We start from the raw sequence: 20592 nt of genomic DNA on the forward strand, positions 1-20592 counted from the left end.
CCCCACCTGCGAAAAACTAGTTACTACGTCCATCCAGCCAGGTACGCAGTTCGGAAAAATGCTCGATGGCCAGACGCGGCCCGTATTCGCGCAGCGAGTCCAGCGATTGCGCGCCATAGCCCACCGCCACCGAATCCATGCCCGCATTGCGCGCCATCAACAGATCGAACGAAGCGTCGCCGATCATCAGCGACCGCTCAGGCGCCACGTCGCAATGCGCCATGATCTCGTGCAGCATCAGCGGGTCGGGCTTGCTGGCTGTTTCGTCGGCAGCCCGGGTGATATCGAAATACTCAAGCCAGCCATGCGCACTCAGTACACGGTCCAGCCCGCGCCGCGCCTTGCCGGTCGCCACGGCCAGGCGATAACCCTGCTCGCGAAAGACCTGCATCGACTCCAGCACACCATCGAACAGCGGCGAGGCCACTTGATCCATGGCCATGTAGCTGTCGGCGTAGCGCTGGCGAAAATCCAGCAGCGCATTGGGCGATATTTCCGGGTAAAGCGTGCGAATGGCTTCAGGCAGACCCAGACCAATAATGCCCTTGATCGCCGCATCGTCACGCACCGGCATGTCGCCATTAATGGCCGCCGCGCGCATGGCTTCGACGATACGACCGATGGAGTTGGCCAGGGTGCCGTCCCAGTCAAAGATCAGCAGGTCATAATCACGGCGCACTCAAACGCTCCACGGTCTTGGCCCACATCTCATCGACGGGAGCCTGCAATTGAAGAAGCCCGCCATCGGGCAACGGCACATTCAACATATAAGCGTGCAAAAACAGGCGCTTGCCGCCCAGGTCACGAATTTCGCGGCTAAAGTCTTCGTCACCGTACTTGGAATCACCGGCAATCGAATGCCCGGCATGCAGGGTGTGCACACGAATCTGGTGAGTACGGCCGGTGACCGGCTTGGCCTCGACCATGGTGGCGAAATCACCGAAGCGACGCAGCACCTTGAACAGCGTCAAGGCCTCCTTGCCCTCATCGTTGACCTCGACCATGCGCTCGCCCGAACGCAAGTTGCTCTTGAGCAATGGCGCACGCACCTGTTTGCAACTGGTCGGCCAGTTACCCCGCACCAGCGCCATGTAGCGCTTGTCGACGCCATCACCGCGCAAGGCCTCGTGCAGATGGCGAAGCATGCTGCGCTTCTTGGCAATCATCAGCAGGCCAGAGGTATCGCGGTCCAGACGATGGACCAGCTCCAGCTCCTTGGCATCGGGACGCAACTGGCGGAACGCCTCGATCACCCCGAAGCTCAGGCCGCTGCCGCCATGCACGGCAATACCGGCAGGCTTGTTGATCACGATCAGCGCCTTGTCTTCATGGACAATCGCCGCTTCCAGACGCTGCAACAGAGCCTGCGCCACCGGCACCGGCTCGTCGCGCTCAGGCACGCGCACCGGCGGAATACGCACGATGTCGCCCGCCTGCAACTTGTACTCAGGCTTGGTCCGCCCCTTGTTCACCCGCACTTCGCCTTTGCGCACGATGCGGTAGATCAAGGTCTTGGGCACACCTTTGAGGTACGTGATCAGAAAATTATCAATACGTTGACCGGCAAGTTCCGGGGCAACCTCGACCAGCTGGACGCCGGGGGTTGGGGGGGCAATATTCGTCATGCCGCGAATCATAACAATTTTTTATGGATTTGAAGCACTTAATGATTGCTGCTATAGTCGCGAACGCCGCCAAAAGCGGTCGGACAGCGGACAAACGGTTGACAACCGGCCCTGACCAACGCAATTCACAGGGCGGGAGGCCGCCCTGCAAGGCTTTCGGTGATAACAAAGCCCCCTGGAAATGTAACAAGCGCAGGTGACATGAGGCCTGAAATACGCCGGATCGCTGAGTCCTACTCGCGCTTGCCGAGCGAATAACCCACGGCCAGTTCACAAGGTGCAGTCGCTTCCGGGCGCTTTGAGCGGAGCCTTACGAACAACGCCTCGAGCCATGATGCGCGAGCTTCCACGGGAAGATCGCGGTAAAAGCCAACCCGCTGCGGATTCTGCGCACGGCAGCACCCGAATTATCAGGGATACGTGTAGGGCGGAGACGCACGACCATCGGACTGTGTAGCAACAACGCTGTTCAAAGACGCTTCATCTCGTCCGCTACCGATGGCCGATTCCTCCTCCTGACCAAGCTTTTGCTGAATGGGTGTCTTATGTCACCACAGCAAACAGGATACGTCGTTGCGACTTTCCGGCCCTGTTGGCCGGGATACTCGCCAGAAACTGGAGCGCTTCGGCACTCCTGACGTGCTCTGACACCGACCGTGAGAAGTCGTGTGTGCCGAACGCCGTTTCCGGCAGCCCGGAAACCGACGGTACTACATGAAAAGAATGCTGATTAACGCAACTCAACCCGAAGAGTTGCGTGTTGCTCTGGTAGACGGCCAGCGCCTCTACGATCTGGACATCGAGTCCGGTGCACGCGAGCAGAAAAAGGCCAACATCTATAAAGGCCGCATCACTCGCATCGAACCAAGCCTTGAGGCCGCCTTTGTCGACTTCGGCTCCGAGCGCCACGGCTTCCTGCCCCTCAAGGAAATCTCCCGCGAGTACTTCAAGAAGAACCCTGAAGGCCGGGTCAACATCAAGGACGTCCTGAGCGAAGGCCAGGAAGTCATCGTCCAGGTCGAAAAAGAAGAACGTGGCAACAAGGGCGCCGCCCTGACCACCTTCATCAGCCTGGCCGGTCGTTACCTGGTGCTGATGCCCAACAACCCGCGTGCCGGTGGCATCTCGCGCCGCATCGAAGGCGAAGAGCGCAATGAACTGCGCGAAGCCCTCAACGGCCTGATCGCCCCCGCCGACATGGGTCTGATCGTGCGCACTGCAGGCCTGGGCCGCAGCAGCGAAGAAATGCAGTGGGACCTCGATTACCTGTTGCAACTGTGGACCGCCATCAAAGAAGCATCGCTGGATCGCTCTGCACCGTTCCTGATCTACCAGGAAAGCAACGTGATCATTCGCGCGATCCGCGATTACCTGCGCCAGGACATCGGCGAAGTGCTGATCGACAGCATCGAGGCCCAGGAAGAAGCCCTGACCTTCATCCGCCAGGTGATGCCGCAGTACGCGACCAAGATCAAGCTGTACGAAGACAGCGTGCCGCTGTTCAATCGCTTCCAGATCGAAAGCCAGATCGAAACCGCCTTCCAGCGTGTGGTCGAACTGCCGTCGGGCGGCTCGATCGTGATCGATCCGACCGAAGCCCTGGTGTCCATCGACATCAACTCGGCGCGCGCCACCAAAGGCAGCGACATCGAAGAAACCGCCCTGCAGACCAACCTGGAAGCGGCCGAAGAAATCGCCCGCCAACTGCGTCTGCGTGACATCGGCGGCCTGATCGTCATCGACTTCATCGACATGACGCCAGCCAAGAACCAGCGCGCCGTGGAAGAAAAAGTCCGCGAATGCCTGGAAGCCGACCGCGCCCGCGTTCAGGTCGGTCGCATTTCGCGCTTCGGCTTGCTGGAAATGTCCCGTCAGCGCCTGCGTCCTTCGCTGGGCGAAAGCAGCGGCATCGTCTGCCCACGCTGCAACGGTACCGGCATCATCCGTGACGTCGAATCGCTGTCGCTGGCTATCCTGCGCCTGATCGAAGAAGAAGCGCTGAAAGACCGCACCGCCGAAGTCCGCGCCCAGGTGCCGATTCCGGTTGCCGCGTTCCTGCTCAACGAGAAACGCAACTCGATCACCAAGATCGAACTGCGCACCCGTGCCCGCATCGTCATCCTGCCGACCGACCACCTCGAAACGCCGCACTTCGAAGTGCAGCGCCTGCGTGACGACAACCCTGACGCCAACATCAACACCAGCTACGAAATCGCAGCCGCTGCTGCCGAAGTCGAAGAAGTTGTGCCTCAGGTCAGCGCCACCCGCACCCTGGTTCGCCAGGAAGCTGCGGTCAAGACGGCACCGGCACGCGCCAACGCGCCTGTACCGGCCGAAGAAGCGGCACCCGCTGCTGCTCCGGTCGTCGCACCGACACCTGCGCACGAACCCAGCCTGTTCAAGGGCCTGGTGAAGTCGCTGGTCAGCCTGTTCGCCACCAGCAAGCCGGAACCTGTCGCCCCGGTCGCCGCCGAGAAACCAGCCAGCACCGAGCGCCCGGCGCGCAATGACGAGCGCCGTAACGGCCGTCAGCAAAGCCGCGGTCGCAACAACCGCCGCGATGAAGAGCGCAAACCACGCGAAGAACGCGCCGAACGTGCTCCACGTGAAGAGCGTGCGCCTCGCGAAGAACGCGCCCCGCGTGAAGAACGTGCACCTCGTGAAGAGCGTGCGCCACGCGAAGAACGCGCACCTCGCGAAGAGCGTGCGCCGCGTGAAGAACGCGCACCTCGCGAAGAACGCGCGCCTCGTGAAGAGCGTGCCCCTCGTGAAGAAAACGGTCAGCGTGAAGAACGCCCGGCCCGCGCCCCGCGTGAAGAGCGCAACTCTCGTGATCGCAAGCCACGTGAAGAGCGTGTACGCGAACTGCGCGAGCCGCTGGATGCCGCTCCGGTCGCCGCTGCCCTGGCAGCCAGCGCTGTCGAGGCACCGGTTGCCGATGCACCGGCCGTACGTGAAGAACGCCCGGAGCGTGCTCCACGCGAAGAGCGCCAACCACGTGCACCGCGTGAAGAACGTCAGCCACGTGTAGAGCAAGACGCTGCCGCCAGCGAAGAAGAAACGCTGAACGGTGAAGATCAGGCGCACGACGAGCAACAGGATGGTAACGATGGCGATCGCCCTCGTCGTCGCTCCCGTGGTCAGCGTCGTCGCAGCAACCGTCGCGAGCGTCAACGCGATGCCAACGGCAACATCATCGAAGGCAGCGAAGAAGCTGGCAACGATGAGCACAGCGACGCCGTGGCTGCTGGCCTGGTCGTTACTGCAGCCGTTGCAGGCGGCGTGATCAGCGCTCCGGCTGAAGCCGATGCCAATCAGCAGGCCGAACGTGCCAGCGAAACGGCAGCTGCGCCAGTCGCCGAGACTGCGGTCGAGGCTCCGGTCGAAACAGTCGAAGCGCCAGCTCTGGATGTCACTGCCAGCGAAACCCCGGTTGCACAAGCACCTGTGGTCGAAGCAACGCCGGTAGAAGCCACTCCTGTAGAAGTGACTGCGCCACACGCCGATGCAGTTGTAGAAGCACCAGCCGTCGAAAGCATCGAGCCTGCGCAAGCAAGCCAGGTTGCTCCTGACGTCGAGCTGAGCGACGCAGCACCTGCACCTGTCGTGATCGCAGACGACCAGCCAGCCGCGCGTTTCACGCCGACGCCAAAGCCAACCCCAGAGGTTGAAGCTCCGGTTGAAGCTGTGGTCGAAACAGACGTTCCGGCAACCGAGTCTTCCGAACTGAGCGTTCCGGTAGCCGAAGTCCCTGCCGTCCAGGCAGAGCCTGAAGTGGCTGAAGTGCCGGCTGCCATCGCCGAGTCGCCAGTTGTCGAAGCTCCGGTCGTTGAGGCTCCTGTCGTTGAAACGCTGGCAGTTGAAACGCCGGCAGTTGAGACGCCAGCCATCGAAACGCCAGTGGCTGTCGAAGCACCTGCAGTGGCCGCGCCGGTAGAAGCACCAGCGTTGCCTGTCAGCAGCAACGGCCGCGCCCCGAACGATCCACGTGAAGTGCGTCGTCGCAAGCGTGAAGAGGAAGAGCGTCGTCGTCAGGAAGCTGAAAATCAGGCAGCCCCAGTGGCGCCCGTCGAAGCCCCTGTCGTCGAAAATGCGGCAATCGAAGCACCGGCAGTAGAACCGCTGGTGGTAACCGAAGCCGCACCTGCCCAGGACACTGCCGAGGAAAAGGTTGAACAGACCGCTCCCCAGCAGGCCCTGACTGAGGAAGACACCCGCGAAAGCAAACCGCTGGTCTGATCTGCCTTATAAAAAGCCCCGCCTGTGTAAGCAGGCGGGGCTTTTTTGTCTCTGAATTAACTGCCATCACTTGAACGAGAGACTCATCATGCCCGCCCCTTCAACAGGCTTTACCGAAGCCGATGTGCCCGATCAGTCTGGCAAGTGCTTCATGGTCACCGGCGCCAATACCGGGCTCGGCTATCAGATCACCCGCGTACTGGCGGCACGTGGCGCACGGGTCCTGCTCGCATGCCGCGATCAAGCCAAGGCCGAGCAGGCCATGGCGCGCATCGAATCCATCCACCCGAATGCCGACCTGAGATTTATCGCACTGGACCTGGCGGACCTGCCAAGCCTGCAAATGGCCGCCAGCCAGGTGGCTACCGAGCCGCGCCTGGATGCCCTGATCAATAACGCAGGGGTGATGACGCCACCGCTCATGCGCACCCGACAAGGCTTTGAATTCCAGTTCGGCGTCAATCACCTGGGCTGCTTCGCGCTGACCGCCCTGCTGTTGCCCAAACTCGGCGAAACACCCGGCGCCAGGGTCGTGACCACCTCCAGCATTGCGCACCGGGGCGCCAGCATCGACTGGGATGATCTGAATGCCGAAAAAAGCTACAACCGGATGAAACGCTATGGCGCCAGCAAGCTGGCCAATGCGCTGTTCTTTTTCGAGCTTGATAGACGACTGCGCGCCGCCCACTCAAACGTGACGGCGCTGGGTTGTCATCCAGGCATTGCCGCCACCGAACTGGGCCGTTTCATGGGGCCCATGCAGTTCTTCGGTCCGCTGGTCAGATGGTTGCTCAATACTGCAGAAAAGGGCGCATTGCCTGCGCTGCAAGCGGCGACCGGAGACGTAACGCCAGGCGCTTATTACGGCCCGACGGGACTGGGTGAAGCAAGAGGCGTCTCGGGCAAGGCGTCGCGCTCGGCAAAGGCGCAAGACCCTGCACTCGCACGACGACTCTGGGATGAGTCAATTGCCATGACCGGCATCGACCCTGGCTTGCCACCCGCCGATTGAGACCGGGCTTAATACAGGTTGGGCTCCATCTCCAGGCTGACCCCGAAGCGCTCGACGATATCGGCCTGAATGCGCTGCGCCAGATTCAACAATTGCAGGCCGGTGGCCGCGCCATAGTTGACCAGCACCAGCGCCTGCAAACGATGCACGCCCGCATCGCCTTCGCGAAAGCCCTTCCAGCCGGCCTGCTCGATCAACCAGCCTGCCGCCAGCTTCACCAGACCATCAGCCTGTGGATAAGCCACCAATTGCGGATAGCGCAGCTTGAGGGCTTCGGCCTGCTCGGCGGGGACCAGCGGATTCTTGAAGAAACTGCCGGCATTGCCCAACACGGCAGGGTCCGGAAGCTTCTCGCTGCGAATCGCACAGATGGCCTGACTGACATCCAGCGGCGTCGGCTGCTCGATGCCCTGCTCGCTCAAGCGTTGACGCACCGGGCCGTACTCAAGGTGCAGATGCGCCTCGCGGCTCAAGACAAAACGTACCCGCAGGATGATCCAGCGCCCGGCCTGCTGCTTGAACACACTGTCGCGATAGCCAAACCGGCACTGCTCCAGAGAGAACTCGTGCAGCTCACCGGTTTCACGCTCCAGGGCGACCAGGCTGTGGAACACATCCTTGATCTCGACCCCGTAGGCGCCAATGTTCTGCATCGGCGCCGCGCCGACCGTGCCTGGAATCAGGCTGAGGTTTTCCAGCCCTGCCAGGCCCATCTGCAAACACGTTTGCACAAACGGGTGCCAGGGCTCGCCAGCCTCGGCCTCAACCACGACACGCTGCGGCTCATCGCTGAGAATCCGCACGCCGCGACTGGCCATGCGCACCACCAACGCCTGTACATCGCCGCTCAGCAGCAGGTTGCTGCCACCGCCGATCACCAGCAGTGGCACCTGCAACTCACGGGCCTGCGCCAGCGCTTGCCGCACTTGATCGTCGTCATGAACCTCAGCAAACAGCCTGGCCTGCACATCAACGCCAAAGCTGTTGAACGGCTTGAGGGAAACCGCCGCACGCACCTCAAGACTCATGCGCCGAGCCTCGTCAGGAACCACATCAACCCTCCAGCAAGCGCCGAACGCGCTCCAGGTCTTCGGGGGTGTCCACGCCTGCCGGTGGCGCCTCTACAGCGTCGGCCACGTGAATACGCACGCCATGCCACAGCGCTCGCAACTGCTCCAGAGACTCGGTGTTTTCCAGCCAGCACGGACCCCATGCGACGAAGTCATGCAGAAAACCCGCACGATAGGCATAAATACCGATATGCCGACGATACGGCACGCCTTGCGGCAGTACATCGCGGCTGGCGGCCAGGGCGTCGCGCGCCCATGGCAACGGCGCACGGCTGAAGGTCAGGGCCAGACCGTTGATATCGGTCGCGACCTTGACCACATTGGGATTGAACAGACTGGCGACGTCTTCAATCGGCTCGGACAGCGTCGAAATACCGGCTTCAGGGTGCGCCGCCAGGTTGGCCGCCACCTGATCGATAAGCGCAGGTGGGATCAATGGCTCGTCACCCTGCACATTGACCACGATGGCATCCGCCGCCAGGCCCAGCTTGCCGGCCACTTCGGCCAGACGGTCGGTGCCGGAATTGTGATCTTCGCGGGTCAGCAATACTTCGGCACCAAAGCCCTGGCAGGCCTCGGCAATGCGCGCGTCATCGGTGGCCACGACCACCCGCTCGGCGCTGCTTTTGCGCGCCTGTTCCCAGACATGCTGAACCATCGGCTTGCCAGCGATGGTCTTGAGCGGCTTGCCGGGAAAACGGCTGGAGCCGAAACGGGCCGGAATGACAACGGTAAAGGGCGCAGTCATTTTTCCAGGCGCTCCTCGGCCGTCAGGGTGCGTGCCTCGCTTTCGAGCATCACCGGGATGCCGTCACGAATCGGGTAGGCCAGGCCTGCGCCCTTGCTGATCAGTTCGGTCTTGTCGGCGCTGAGTTTAAGCGGTCCCTTGCAGATCGGGCAGGCGAGGATGTCGAGCAGTTTGGTATCCATGGAAGATCCCGTCATTGAATAAGATGTGTCAGCCGCTCATCGAACCAGCTGACGAATGCCGTGGAAGGCTGAGCGTCCACGGCCAGATACCACCAGTCCTGGGCGGCGAAGGACCGGCATTTAACCGCATCCTTCTCGGTCATGACCAACGGCAGCGCGGGTGTAAAACTCAAAGCCTGCGCATCGAACACCGCGTGGTCGGCGAAGGCATGCGCCACAGGCCGCCAGTCTAGCCCTTCGAGGGTTTTGAAGAAACGTTGCGGGTTACCGATGCCGGCCACTGCATGCATCGCCTGCCCCGGCGGAAAATGCTCCACGCCGACCCGTTGGCCAGTGCGCAGATTGACCAGTGCCGAAGGCTTGAGGGTAAAGGCAAAGCCATCTTCGCGATCGGCCTGGGCACCGTTATAAAGCAGCGCATCGACACTTTGCAGGCGCTCGACCGGCTCACGCAGGGGACCGGCCGGCAGACAGCGGCGATTACCCAGGCCGCGCGCGGCATCGATCAGCACCAGCTCCAGATCGCGGGCCAGGCGGTAATGCTGCATGCCATCGTCGGAAAGAATCAGGTCCAGCGGTTCAGCGTCGAGCAGCGCCTGCACGGCACGCCCGCGATCCGGGTCGATCATTAGCGGCACGCCGGTGCGCTGCACGATCAGCAAAGGTTCATCACCGGCCTCGGCAGCACTTTGCTCGGCGCGCACCCGCCACGGAAAACCCGGCGGCCTGGCACCGTAACCACGGCTGACCACGCCGACCTTCAGGCCGCGGCGACGACAGTGATCGATCAGCCACAGGATCAACGGCGTCTTGCCGGTGCCGCCGACGGTAATGTTGCCCACCACCACGACCGGCACTGCTGCCTTGTAGATCGTCCCTTCACCGGCCAGAAAGCGCGCCCGTTTTGCATTGACCACCCGGCGATACAAGCACTCCAACGGTCGCAACAGCGCCAGCGCCGGATGCCCTTCGTACCAGGCGGCAAGCAAGCGGTCGGAAAGCGCCATCAGTGAGCGGCCATCAGTTAGCTGAAGCGGCCTGAACGGTGGTCATGCGCAGATGGCTGAAACCGAGTTTGCCGGCCGCATCCATGGCGGTAACCACAGCTTGATGCGGAGTCTTGCCATCGGCGCTGATCGACAGCGGCAGGCTGGTATCACCGGCGGACTCGCGCTGCAAGGCGTCGATCAGGCTGGCCAGGTCGTTACTGGGCAACAACTGATTGTTCACCGAAAAGATCCCGTCGGCATTGATCGCGATGTCCACCTGCTTGCGCGCAGCGTCGTCGTTCGAAGCACCAGTCACCGCCTGCGGCAGATCGACACGCAATTGAGTCTCACGGGTAAACGTGGTGGTCAGAATGAAGAACAGCAACAGAATGAACACCACATCGATCAACGCCACCAGATTGATGTCGATGATGTCGCGCTGTTTGCGGCGACGGAACTTCACTTTCTCTTGCCCCCGGTTTTGGCCAGCGATTTGAGATCGACCGGCGCATCGACCAGATCGACTTCCCGATCACCCTGCACCACTTCCACCAGACGGATAGCCTGCTGTTCCATGCCGACAACCAGTTCGTCGACGCGGCCTTGCAGGAAGCGATGGAAGAAAATCGTCGGAATGGCCACCATCAGGCCCGAGGCGGTACAGATCAGCGCCTTGGAAATACCGCCGGCCAGAACCACGGCATTGCCAGCGGTACCTGAAGCGTTGAACGAGGCGAAGATATCGATCATGCCCAGCACCGTACCCAGCAAGCCGAGCAACGGCGCCATGGCCCCGATCGAACCCAAGGCACTGAGGTAGCGCTCCAGCTCATGAATGACCCGGGCGGCGGCCTCTTCAATGCTCTCTTTCATGATCTCGCGACCATGCTTGGAGTTGGCAAGGCCCGCCGCCATGATTTCACCCAGCGGCGAGTCGGCGCGCAGTTGCTTGAGTTTCTCGCCGTCGAGTTTATTTTCCTGAATCCATTGCCAGACCTGCCCCAGCAGATGCGGCGGAGTAATCCTGCTGCTACGCAGTGTCCAGAGGCGCTCAATGATGATGCCGGCTGCGACGATCGAACTCAGAATGATCGGTAGCATCATCCAGCCACCGGATTTGACCAGTTCCCACACAGTGCCGTCCCCCCTGAAAAATTGGCGCCACTCTAACACGACCGATGTTCGGTATCGACGCATCTATCTCGCCAGAAACGCCGCTGCGCCCGCGCAGCCGCTGGCTGGCCGAAGGCACCCAGGCGCAAACTGATTGCACCCGACTCGGCGCTGTCATGAATGGCGATGCCCAGCGCCTTGTAACGCGCCTGAACCACAGGGTGCGGATGACCGAAATTATTCTGCCGTCCACGGGAGATCAATACGCCTTCGGGTGCCACGCGCTCCAGAAAACGTCGGGAGGACGAGGTGCGGCTGCCATGATGCGGTGCCTGCAACCAATGCGCCTGCACATCGAACGGCGACGTCAGCAGGGTCCGTTCGGCACCCGATTCGATATCGCCGGTGAGCAGCAACCGCTCACCATTGGCCTCGACACTGAGCACGCACGACGACTCGTTGCTGCTACGGGCGTCTTCCCAGCGCCAGGTCGAGAAATTGACCCCATTCCACTGCCAGCGCTCGCCGTTACGGCAGGGCTGAGCCGCCAGCAGCGCCGGCAAGGCATCGGCTTCGCCGCTCAGCACTTGCAAGATTGGCAGCCCACGCTGCACTGCCAACGCACCACCGGCATGGTCGGCATGCGCGTGGCTGATCAACATCAGGTCCAGCCGGCGCACGCCGGCCTTGCGCAATACGGGCAACACCACCCGCTCACCGAGGTCGATACCCGCTGTAGCAGGTCCTGCGTCATACAGCAGGCTGTGATCGCGAGTGCGCAACAGAACCGCCAGCCCTTGCCCGACATCCAGTTGCAGCACCTCCACGTGCCCGTGCGGGATCTTTTCTACCGGCGCAAACACGCATAGCAACAGCAATGGCCAGCCCAGCGGGCGCATCGGCACACCCGCCGGCAACAGCAACAACAGCGCGCCCAACAGGCTCAAGCCCCAGGCCCACAACGCAATCGCCACTGGCATCCAGGCCGGCACCTGCGCGGCCAGCCAGCCCAGTAACAAGAACAGTGCCTGCAATGCGCCACCGGCCAGCCACAGCAAGGACTCGCCAACACCGGGCAGCGGCAACAACAGCGTGCCCAACAGCGCCAGCGGCAAGACGACAAGGCTGACCCAAGGCACCGCCAGCAGATTGGCAAACGGCCCAGTGAGACTGACTGGCAGATTGAGCGCCAGCAAAAACGGCAACAGGCCGATCGCGATCAGCCACTGTGAACGGGTCCATGCCTGCCACCAGCGCCAGCCGCCCAGACGACCGCCAAACGTCAGGATCAGCACGCCTACCGCCGCGAACGACAGCCAGAAACCGGGTTGCAGGCTGGCCAGCGGCTCAAAGACCAGTACCAGATTGAGCGACACCAGCCACGGCCAGACCAGCCCCAAGTGGCGAAAGCGCAAACGCCACAGCAAGACCATGGCGACCATCGCACAGGCGCGGCGCACCGGCACCTCAAAGCCGGCCAGCAATCCATAGCCCAGCGCCGCCGCAAAGGCCAGGCCGCATGCCCACGGCAACCACGGCCAGGCGCGCGGCCATAATCCCCAACGGGCCAGCGCGGCAATCAGGAAATACACAGCGCCGGCCAGCAACCCTACATGCTGGCCCGAGATCACCAGCAGATGCACGGTGCCGGTCTCTTGCAACACGCTCCAGTCGGCGCTCGACAATCCCGCGCCATCACCGAGCACCAACGCCGCCAGCCCGCCCTCACGGCCTTGGGCATCGACTGCCAGCAGCCGCTGACGAATGGCCTCGCGCCAGGCCGAATGCCCTGGCGCCAATAATTGCCCGTCGACCACCGTACCGCTCGCCCCGATACGCCGGGCCAGCAGCCAAGCCTCGTAATCGAATGTACCGGGATTAACCAGCCCGTCCGGGCGCCGCAACTTGACCGCCAGCCGCCAGCGCTCGCCACTGCGCACCTCAGGGCCGCCATGCCAGCTCACCCGAATGCGCTGCGGCAGCCGGGCGCGCCGGGAATGGGCGTCCTTCAGTTCGAAACGGATCACGCCATCTGCCGCACTCGGCAACCCGACCACCTCGCCCTGCAGCCACAGCGTCTGGCCATCGAGCCTGGGCAACAACCGGTCATCCAGCGCCGATTGCGCCGACACACACGCCCAGGTCAGACCCAGCAGCCACAACGCCAGCGGATAAGTGCGATAGGGCAACAGCATCAAGGCCAGCACCGGCATCAGCAGCAACAGCCAGCCCGGCGGCAATGCCGGCAAGAAACGCAGGGTCAACAATCCCAGAGCAAGCGCAACCATCCCTGTGCGCATGGGCATTCCTCAAGGCAGAAAGCCGCAAAGAATGGACCTGAAAAGCTGGGGGTGCAGCGGCGGAGTGTTGCAGCGTTTGAGCGGTAAAAATCGTCTCGCGATCAAGCCGTTTTCTTACAAACACTGCAGAAACGCCCTGCTTTATTACACACGGATACTGGCTAGCCTCCCGAGTCTTTTATGCAACGACAGACAGGGATAAACGGATGCTCGCAACGGAGGGTCATTTCAGGCTGCTGCTCAAGGACTCAGACCATGATTTTCAGGTGCTGTCTTTCGAGGGTGACGAAGCCATCAGCCAGCCCTACCGGTTCAACGTGGAACTGGTCAGCGAACGCCCAAAACTGGAACTGCCTGCGCTGCTGCACCAAATGGCTTTCCTGGCCTTCGAACGCGACGGCACAGGTATTCACGGTCAGATTCAACGCATCGTGCAAAGCGACAGCGGAACACGCCTGGCCCACTACAGCCTGACACTCGTACCACGGCTGAGCTATCTGCAGTACCGCGTCAACCAACGCATTTTCCAGAAAAAAACAGTCCAGCAAATCATCGAGACGATCCTCAAGGAACATGGACTGTTCAGTAATACCTGCCAGTTCAGGCTCGCAGGCAGCTATACAGCGCGGGAATATTGCGTGCAATACGCCGAAAGCGACCTGCACTTTATCCAGCGCCTCTGTGAAGAAGAGGGCCTGCATTATCACTTTGAACACAGCCACGAGCAGCACACGCTGGTCTTTGCCGACCACCAGAGCATGTTCCGAAAACTGGCGTTCCCCGTCCGTTACCACCCGCCCAGCGGCGCACAGGCAGACGAACCTGTGATCCAGCAATTGAGCATGCGTCTGCAAGCACGAACCAGCCGCACCACCCGACGTGACTACGACTTTCACAAGGCCAGCCGGCAACTGGAATACAACACAATTGCTGACCCGGAAATTGCCCAGCCAGACCTTGAGGACTACGCCTACCCAGGCGGTTTCATCGGCGAAGAACGTGGCAAACCCTTGACCCAGCGCGCCCTGGAGCGCAGGCGTGCCGACTACTGTCAGGTTCAGGGCAGCAGTGACCACCCGAAACTGCTCAGCGGCCACCTCATGACGCTTCGCGATCATCCGCGTCAGGAATGGAACATGGACTGGCTGTTGGGCCGTATCGAGCATCAGGGCAAGCAACCCCAGGTACTGGAAGAAAGTAGCCCCCACAACAAAGACGGCTTCAGCCAGGGCTACCGCAACAGCTTTACGGCAACGCCCTGGGATACCTTTTTTCGCCCCGCCCTGAACCATCCCCGGCCACGGATACTCGGCAGCCAGACCGCCCGGGTAACAGGCCCGGCCAACGAAGAGATCCATTGCGACCAGTACGGGCGAGTCAAAGTACAGTTTCACTGGGACCGCCACGGTCAATACGACGCAGCCAGCAGTTGCTGGCTGCGCGTGGCGTCCAATTGGGCGGGCGACACGCATGGCAGCGTCACCATCCCGCGCATCGGCATGGAAGTGCTGGTGACCTTTCTGGAGGGCGACCCCGATCAGCCGGTGATCAGCGGCTGCTTCCCCAACAGCATCAACCCTGCGCCCTACCCGCTGCCGGCAAACAAGACGCGCAGCGTGTTTCGCAGCCGCAGCACACCCAAAGGCACGGGCTATAACGAGCTGCACATTGAAGACCTTGCGGGCCAGGAACTGATCTACCTGCACGCCCAGCGCGACCTGGAACAGAAGGTCAGCAACGACAGTCGCCTCGAGGTCGGCAAGGACCGCCAGGAAACCATCAAGGGCAACAGCATCAGCCAACTGGAAGGCGAAGCACACTGCACGGTAACGGCGGATCGCAAGACCCACTTGAAGGCAGACGATTACCTGCACATTCAGGGCAATAGCTACACCCGCGCAGGCCAGGTGCTGGCCATAGAAGCCGGTCAACAGGTGCATCTCAAATCGGGCGCCAACCTGATTATCGATGCCGGGGCCAGCATTACGCTTAAGGCCGGAGGTCAGCATCTACTGGTCAGCGCAGGCGGCATTTTCAGCAGCATCCCGATCCTCCTCGGTGGCCCTGCGCTGGCCGGCATGCCCGCCTTGTCGGCAATACCGACTCCGCTGGCCGCCTTGCAGGCGCTGACCCTCAATGTACAGAAACAAGCATTTCGCAGTGCCGCACAGCAAGCGGCCCCTGTGTGCGCTATATGCCAGCAGCTCAAGGCAGCCAGGCAATGAGGCGCACCTACCTGCTTCTCGACAGTGCCCAGATCGATGACCTGCCGCAGTATCTGCTGAGTCTCGGGCAATTCATGCCCTGCCATCCGCTTTATCTGACCACCGCCTACGCCGAACTGGCTGACTGTGGCCCGTTGTTGATACCGGTTGTAGCGGGTAGCCAGTTAGCACAGTTGTTTATTGAGCGATGGCGCCTGCACGCCGGTATCTGGCTGGAAACCGATGCCCCGGAGCCGGCCCTGCTCGATCACTTGCGCAGTCTGGTGCATGTGAGTCTGGACGGTGATGTCACGGCATTCTTTCGCTATCACGACCCACGCATTGCCCGGCTGTGGCTGCAAGACCTGCATCCCATCGAACGTGATCGGGCCATGGGGCCCATCCAGTTGATCCGCCTGCCCGCCGAAGAAGGCAGCGACCTGTCGATCTTCAGCAGCGGCGAAACGCCAGGGCAGCGTTATACGCACACGCCCTGGCTGCGCTTGAGTGCAGCCCTACTCGAACACCTCAGCCAGGCCCAACGCCAGCAATTCAACCGCCATCTGATCGAACATTGCCGGCGCTATTTCCCTGACGCTCTGCTGGGACTCGATAACCCTGCGCAACACGCCTGGGCGCTGGCCTGCCGACACAATGCCGAGCGCCAGGGTTACAGCGCGCAAGACGAAGTCACCCGCTGGGTCGGCCTGCATGTGCACCTGGGCGCGAATTTCCCACATGAATCCACTCATCAGGCCTATCGGAAGATTCTTGAAGCATCCGGCTTGTCTCCCACGCAACGGCTGGATGAGCTGCTGAATGAACTGACCCTGCAACTGATTCGTGACCTGGAGCCCCGCACATGAGCAGCAATGCCAGCGAAACCGCCCTGCTTAACCTGAGCAACGCCGACCGGGCGGCCAAAGCGCAACCCCACGAAAGCATCGACAGCCCGATTGCCACCTGCCCCGCCAATCAAGGCAAGGTATTTGTAGTGCCGGTGCGCTATGCCCTGGCCGAACAGGCCGCCAGCCACCCGAGCTGTCAGCCGGGCGTCAACCCTAAAAGCCACTCAATGGCACCGCGCCGGTTACGTGCAGGCTATCTCTACCTGTGGCAAGGACCAGGCCCACTGCAACGATTCGCGGTATGTGCCGAGGGCAAGCTCGACTCTCAAGCGCTGGATGACGACGACACATTGATCCAGTGCGGCAGCCTGACCGGCATTGCGCTGAACAAACACCAGCCGGCGTGGCTGATGTACACCGAATATCCGCTTGATGCCGGACGCTATGAAGAGCTTACGCAACCCGCCACCCGGCAAAAACGCATGCGCCAATTCGACCTGCCGCAGGTGGCCAACCAGTTGCAGGCGGCCCACTGCCCGCCGCTAGAGGCCGCCGATCAGGTCATTGCCGAGCTGATGCCGGAGACCTACCACTGGGGCGTGGTCAGCGACCATCAGCTCAATGGCGAATCGGAACGCCAGCAAGCCCATCTTCTTCGCGAAAACATGATTGACGACCCCATCCCTGAAACCACCCAGGCTTATACCGATGCCATGTATTGGGTGGGCGAACGCGATTACGTCATCTCCAAACACGCCGACGCCGCCAAGGATCGCCCGGCTCCCGGCTACTGGAGCGCCCACCGCTGGCACGCCTTGCGCACCCGTCGCTGGTTGCAAGAAGCCCAGCAGGAAGCGCAAGGGTTGTGGGCGGTGTTCGCCTGCCTCGACGATGACCTGGGCGTGCTGCGCGATATCGACAATGAGCAGGATCATCTGGAAATCAGCCATCAGCAATGGATCGGCGAGAACCAGATACGCCTGACGGTGGGCGGGTTTGTGCGCAGCTTGTTGACGGAAGACGGGGCGGAGGTGGCGAATCTGGTTAATTACCGGTACGTGGAGCGCAATCTCGGCATCACTCCCGAGCAAGGAGACATTCTCCTAAAAATCAATCCGCAAGCAGAGCCATTACGCTTTGAAGAGTCACGGCTTGCAAATGCGCAAACCGTTCAGATGACCTCTGAGGGCAAGCAGCAACTGGCCGATATCCGCGAGCAGATCAGGCAGGTGCAGTTACCTATGGAGAAATTCCTTCCTGTTGAGCTGCATAAAGACGTCGACAAAGAAGTTCGCCGCTATCGAAAGCAGAAAGATTACAACCAGAGAAAAGGCAAGTTCAGTGGCAGGATCGATGAAAATATCGACCTGCCCGCCATGAATACCTGGCTGGACGAAACTGCACCAGCTCACTACCAGCACGTTAAGGAACGTCACACGCTGCTTTATGCCGACCGGGATATTTTTCTCCCGCGCCACGACAGCGGCACGTGGTTTGTGAACTACGACGATGCGGATCACCGGCACTGGCTGGACAATCTGGCAGAGAACTGCCTCACCGCCCAGTGCCTGTACAGCCAGGGCGCCAAGCAATATGCCAACTATGTTCGTAGCAAGGACCCCGGCGCCTTGCGACAGTTGTTCTTCTCCTGGAGCCCGAGCCTGGAAGCAGCGCTTAACAGTGAAACGCGCCTGGGAGAAATAATGGCGGCACTGAGCGACGAGAACCAGAGCAACACCAAGGCAGCTTTATCCAAGGCGCTAGGTGATGCAGCCAGCCCGGTACTCGCGCATATGCGGGTCATGGCCGACAACAGTCAATGGGTCACCATGGTCAACCGGCTTAGCCCGGCGGTATTACTGCTTCGAGGGAAACTGGATCGCCTGAGTGAAACCTGGGTAGGGATGATGGTCTTTGCGAGGGCCAATGCGCAGATTGGCTTCAAATGGACCAAGGATCAGAACTTCATGGTCTTTGAGGCATTTGGCAAGGGGATCAAAGAACTGGAACAGTGGGCGAAAAGCACCGCCCTTGCCATCAGCAAAGGCAATACCGCCAATATTCTTAATAGCAAGGTAGTACAAAATAGCGGAGGCCTGACACCGTTGCTTGTATTGGTGCTCAACACGTGGAACGCCAGTCGATATATAAATCAGGCATCTGCTGTAGAGAATATGGATGAGCAACGCGTCTACGATGTTGTTTCTGCAGTGTTGTATACCGCTGCGGCGTTGATGGCTGTTGTGGATAACGTGGTACGGAAGGGGTACGGGCTATCGGAGTACAGAAAACGGCACATACAAATCCCTGTCGCCCCATTTCTAGGCGGCATCATAGGCTTCTTGTCATTTGGCGCAGCAAGATACGAATTTAAGTCGCTTCAAGAACAAATTGAAAGTTCACTTAACTCAGTAGACCCTTGGCTGAACCTTCGAAAAAACATAGTAGCCGGTCAAATGGTCGCTTACGCAGCTCAGGCCGCTGCGGGATTCGGCTTTGCCACAGCTGCCATCACAGGCGTCATGTCCATAAAAACCGCCATTGCTGGCTATACGATAGTAATGGCTTATCTATTCTTGATTATTGCAATACTGGGCGGACTCTATCTGCTTGCCTGGTTCTTTCAGAAGACGCCTTTGCAAAACTTTCTGCACCACTGCTGTTGGTCCAAACAAAAAGCCAGCGACCTTTCACCCATCAGCATAAGCTCACAAAAAGACGAGATGGAGCAACTACTCATACTGCTCTATTCACCACGTGTAAGCTTCAAGGAAAAATCCGAAAATCCTGACTTAGGCAACCTTCTATACTTACAAAATCAAGACTATATCGAGACCTTGAGCATTGACTTGCCAGGTGCGACACCCAATAACGTGCGCCTGAATATATCCCTGACGGGCGACCCCATCGACCATGCAGTCTGGATGGAACAACGAAGTAAAGCCGGTTTTCACAAAACGCCGCACGTGATGCGCGACATGGGCACTCACTGGCTTGAAAACAGCAGCTGCCAATGGATCCCTCCAGACGAAGGTCAAGGCCTACGTATCACTGGAAAGTTTGAAAAGATCGCCTTCAAACTGGCTTCATTGCCCAAGACTGTAACAATACGCGTGAAATACAGCTCGCCACTCACCTCATTGCTGCAGACTAATCGTTTTATCGGCGGGGAGAATGGCTTGACTTTTACCATTACCGCTGCAGGGGGAGTCATTCCGTTGCGCAATAATGAAACTCTCTCTCTGGACAGGGCAATAGAGCACAAACTGGGCGAGCAACCGTCATCACATTACCTGCAACCAAAGGCTAAGAAATGAGCACCCCACCCGCAGGCTCGTCTAAAAAAACTTTCGTTTCTCGAGAGGATTATCTGGCCCCCCTCCCTCTGCCCACAGGGCAAAAGCCAAACGACTGCCTTAATATTATATGGCGCAAAAACGATATATTTCTGGACATCAATAATTACAATATCGGCTCAGCATCCGCACTGACATGGTTTCAGATAGTATTCTTCTCAGCATTTGCATTTTCACTAAAGGGCATAACGCCTTCTATCGCCTTGGAGATATTCTTGGTTGGCGCTGCCATCGCCTGCATATCTATCGTATTTGTGATCATTGGTCTGAGGCGCCCCCCTCCTTTTCCCATGCGTTTCAATCGTCAACGTCGCGAAGCCTGTTTTCTGCACAAAAACGGCGAATACAGAATTGTCCCTTGGGAAAGCGTTGTAGCTACTATCAATGAGTTTTCCACCATGACCCAGGGCGGGCGCATGTCTAATGGCATGTTACTTATCAGCCTGAAAAATCCCGATCCCGACGCAACTGTTAACAATCAGGATTTTACGATGATGTTCCCCTGCGGCGGCGGCAAGCCCGCCATGGCGCTGTGGGAATGTGTACGCACGTATATGGAGGTGGGCCCTGATGCTGTAAGCGACTTCACCTCAAGATTTGCCCAAACCAAAGGCATCTGGGCCAGCTATATGGACGATCTCAGGGACGCAGCCAAACGTAAAGGCTGGTTCATGGCCTTGCTTTGGGAGGGATTCTTCAGACTTTTCATCTTCAATGTGTTGCTGGCCGACCTGCTGGAGCGCAAAAAGCTCTACCCACTTCCCGACCTGAACCACCCCGACATCATCGAATGGTCCAAACCCCTGCCACACGAACAATGGGCCAGCCCATCCCCCGAGCTTCAGGCTGCTCTAGCCAAGCTAAACCCTGGCCAGAGATAACCAGAATATCCCCACCGGGCCAACC

General features: G+C 60.1%; 15 protein-coding genes. 6 read left to right on the forward strand and 9 right to left on the reverse strand.

Annotated features, from left to right (window positions below; genetic code table 11):
* Window positions 1-16 precede the first annotated feature (16 nt).
* Both ACYAS9_RS24580 and rluC read right to left on the reverse strand, forming a co-directional pair.
* Window positions 17-679, reverse strand: a complete 663-nt coding sequence (locus tag ACYAS9_RS24580; RefSeq protein ID WP_463571044.1) for an HAD-IA family hydrolase — start codon at window positions 677-679, stop codon at window positions 17-19.
* Window positions 669-1625, reverse strand: a complete 957-nt coding sequence (gene rluC / locus ACYAS9_RS24585) for a 23S rRNA pseudouridine(955/2504/2580) synthase RluC (protein ID WP_463571045.1) — start codon at window positions 1623-1625, stop codon at window positions 669-671. The genes ACYAS9_RS24580 and rluC overlap by 11 nt, the downstream gene beginning before the upstream one ends.
* A gap of 723 nt (window positions 1626-2348) precedes the next feature.
* Between rluC and rne the strand changes: the two genes are divergently transcribed.
* Window positions 2349-5864, forward strand: a complete 3516-nt coding sequence (gene rne, locus ACYAS9_RS24590) for a ribonuclease E (protein ID WP_463571046.1) — start codon at window positions 2349-2351, stop codon at window positions 5862-5864.
* An 88-nt stretch (window positions 5865-5952) separates the two neighbouring features.
* Window positions 5953-6876 (forward strand): oxidoreductase, encoded by a 924-nt coding sequence (locus ACYAS9_RS24595; protein WP_463571047.1) that lies wholly within the window; start codon window positions 5953-5955, stop codon window positions 6874-6876.
* Between the two features lie 8 nt (window positions 6877-6884).
* Here the strand turns inward: ACYAS9_RS24595 and murB are convergent, their stop codons facing one another.
* The 7 genes from murB to ACYAS9_RS24630 are packed head-to-tail and all read right to left on the reverse strand — an operon-like array spanning window position 6885 to window position 13278.
* Window positions 6885-7904 carry a UDP-N-acetylmuramate dehydrogenase gene (gene murB / locus ACYAS9_RS24600; protein ID WP_463571048.1) on the reverse strand — a complete coding sequence of 340 codons (1020 nt, stop codon included), beginning with the start codon at window positions 7902-7904 and terminating at the stop codon, window positions 6885-6887.
* Window positions 7905-7929: 25 nt separating this feature from the next.
* Window positions 7930-8694 carry a 3-deoxy-manno-octulosonate cytidylyltransferase gene (gene kdsB, locus ACYAS9_RS24605; RefSeq protein WP_463571049.1) on the reverse strand — a complete coding sequence of 255 codons (765 nt, stop codon included), beginning with the start codon at window positions 8692-8694 and terminating at the stop codon, window positions 7930-7932.
* On the reverse strand, window positions 8691-8876 hold the full coding sequence (locus ACYAS9_RS24610) for a Trm112 family protein (protein WP_056836870.1): 186 nt from the start codon (window positions 8874-8876) through the stop codon (window positions 8691-8693). Before ACYAS9_RS24610 ends, kdsB begins: the two co-directional genes overlap by 4 nt.
* Window positions 8877-8887: 11 nt before the next feature.
* On the reverse strand, window positions 8888-9883 hold the full coding sequence (gene lpxK, locus ACYAS9_RS24615) for a tetraacyldisaccharide 4'-kinase (protein ID WP_463571050.1): 996 nt from the start codon (window positions 9881-9883) through the stop codon (window positions 8888-8890).
* Window positions 9884-9896: 13 nt separating this feature from the next.
* On the reverse strand, window positions 9897-10328 hold the full coding sequence (locus ACYAS9_RS24620) for an ExbD/TolR family protein (RefSeq protein WP_459748674.1): 432 nt from the start codon (window positions 10326-10328) through the stop codon (window positions 9897-9899).
* Complete coding sequence (locus tag ACYAS9_RS24625; protein WP_463571051.1) at window positions 10325-10999, reverse strand: MotA/TolQ/ExbB proton channel family protein; 675 nt, start codon at window positions 10997-10999, stop codon at window positions 10325-10327. Before ACYAS9_RS24625 ends, ACYAS9_RS24620 begins: the two co-directional genes overlap by 4 nt.
* 32 nt (window positions 11000-11031) lie before the next feature.
* Entirely contained in the window at window positions 11032-13278 is a 2247-nt protein-coding gene (locus ACYAS9_RS24630) for a DNA internalization-related competence protein ComEC/Rec2 (protein WP_463571052.1), read from the reverse strand.
* 206 nt (window positions 13279-13484) lie between these two features.
* On the opposite strand from ACYAS9_RS24630, the gene ACYAS9_RS24635 reads away from it, so the two are divergent.
* Genes ACYAS9_RS24635 through ACYAS9_RS24650 form a run of 4 tightly spaced genes read left to right on the forward strand, consistent with a single transcriptional unit; the run spans window position 13485 to window position 20567 of the window.
* Window positions 13485-15503, forward strand: a complete 2019-nt coding sequence (locus tag ACYAS9_RS24635) for a type VI secretion system Vgr family protein (protein ID WP_463571053.1) — start codon at window positions 13485-13487, stop codon at window positions 15501-15503.
* Window positions 15500-16348, forward strand: a complete 849-nt coding sequence (locus ACYAS9_RS24640) for a DUF4123 domain-containing protein (RefSeq protein WP_463571054.1) — start codon at window positions 15500-15502, stop codon at window positions 16346-16348. The genes ACYAS9_RS24635 and ACYAS9_RS24640 overlap by 4 nt, the downstream gene beginning before the upstream one ends.
* A complete protein-coding gene (locus ACYAS9_RS24645; protein ID WP_463571055.1) occupies window positions 16345-19647 on the forward strand; it encodes a toxin VasX in 3303 nt (1100 codons plus the stop codon). The genes ACYAS9_RS24640 and ACYAS9_RS24645 overlap by 4 nt, the downstream gene beginning before the upstream one ends.
* Complete coding sequence (locus tag ACYAS9_RS24650; RefSeq protein WP_463571056.1) at window positions 19644-20567, forward strand: hypothetical protein; 924 nt, start codon at window positions 19644-19646, stop codon at window positions 20565-20567. The genes ACYAS9_RS24645 and ACYAS9_RS24650 overlap by 4 nt, the downstream gene beginning before the upstream one ends.
* Window positions 20568-20592: the final 25 nt, after the last annotated feature.

It is taken from the genome of Pseudomonas sp. HP_08 (assembly GCF_055284095.1).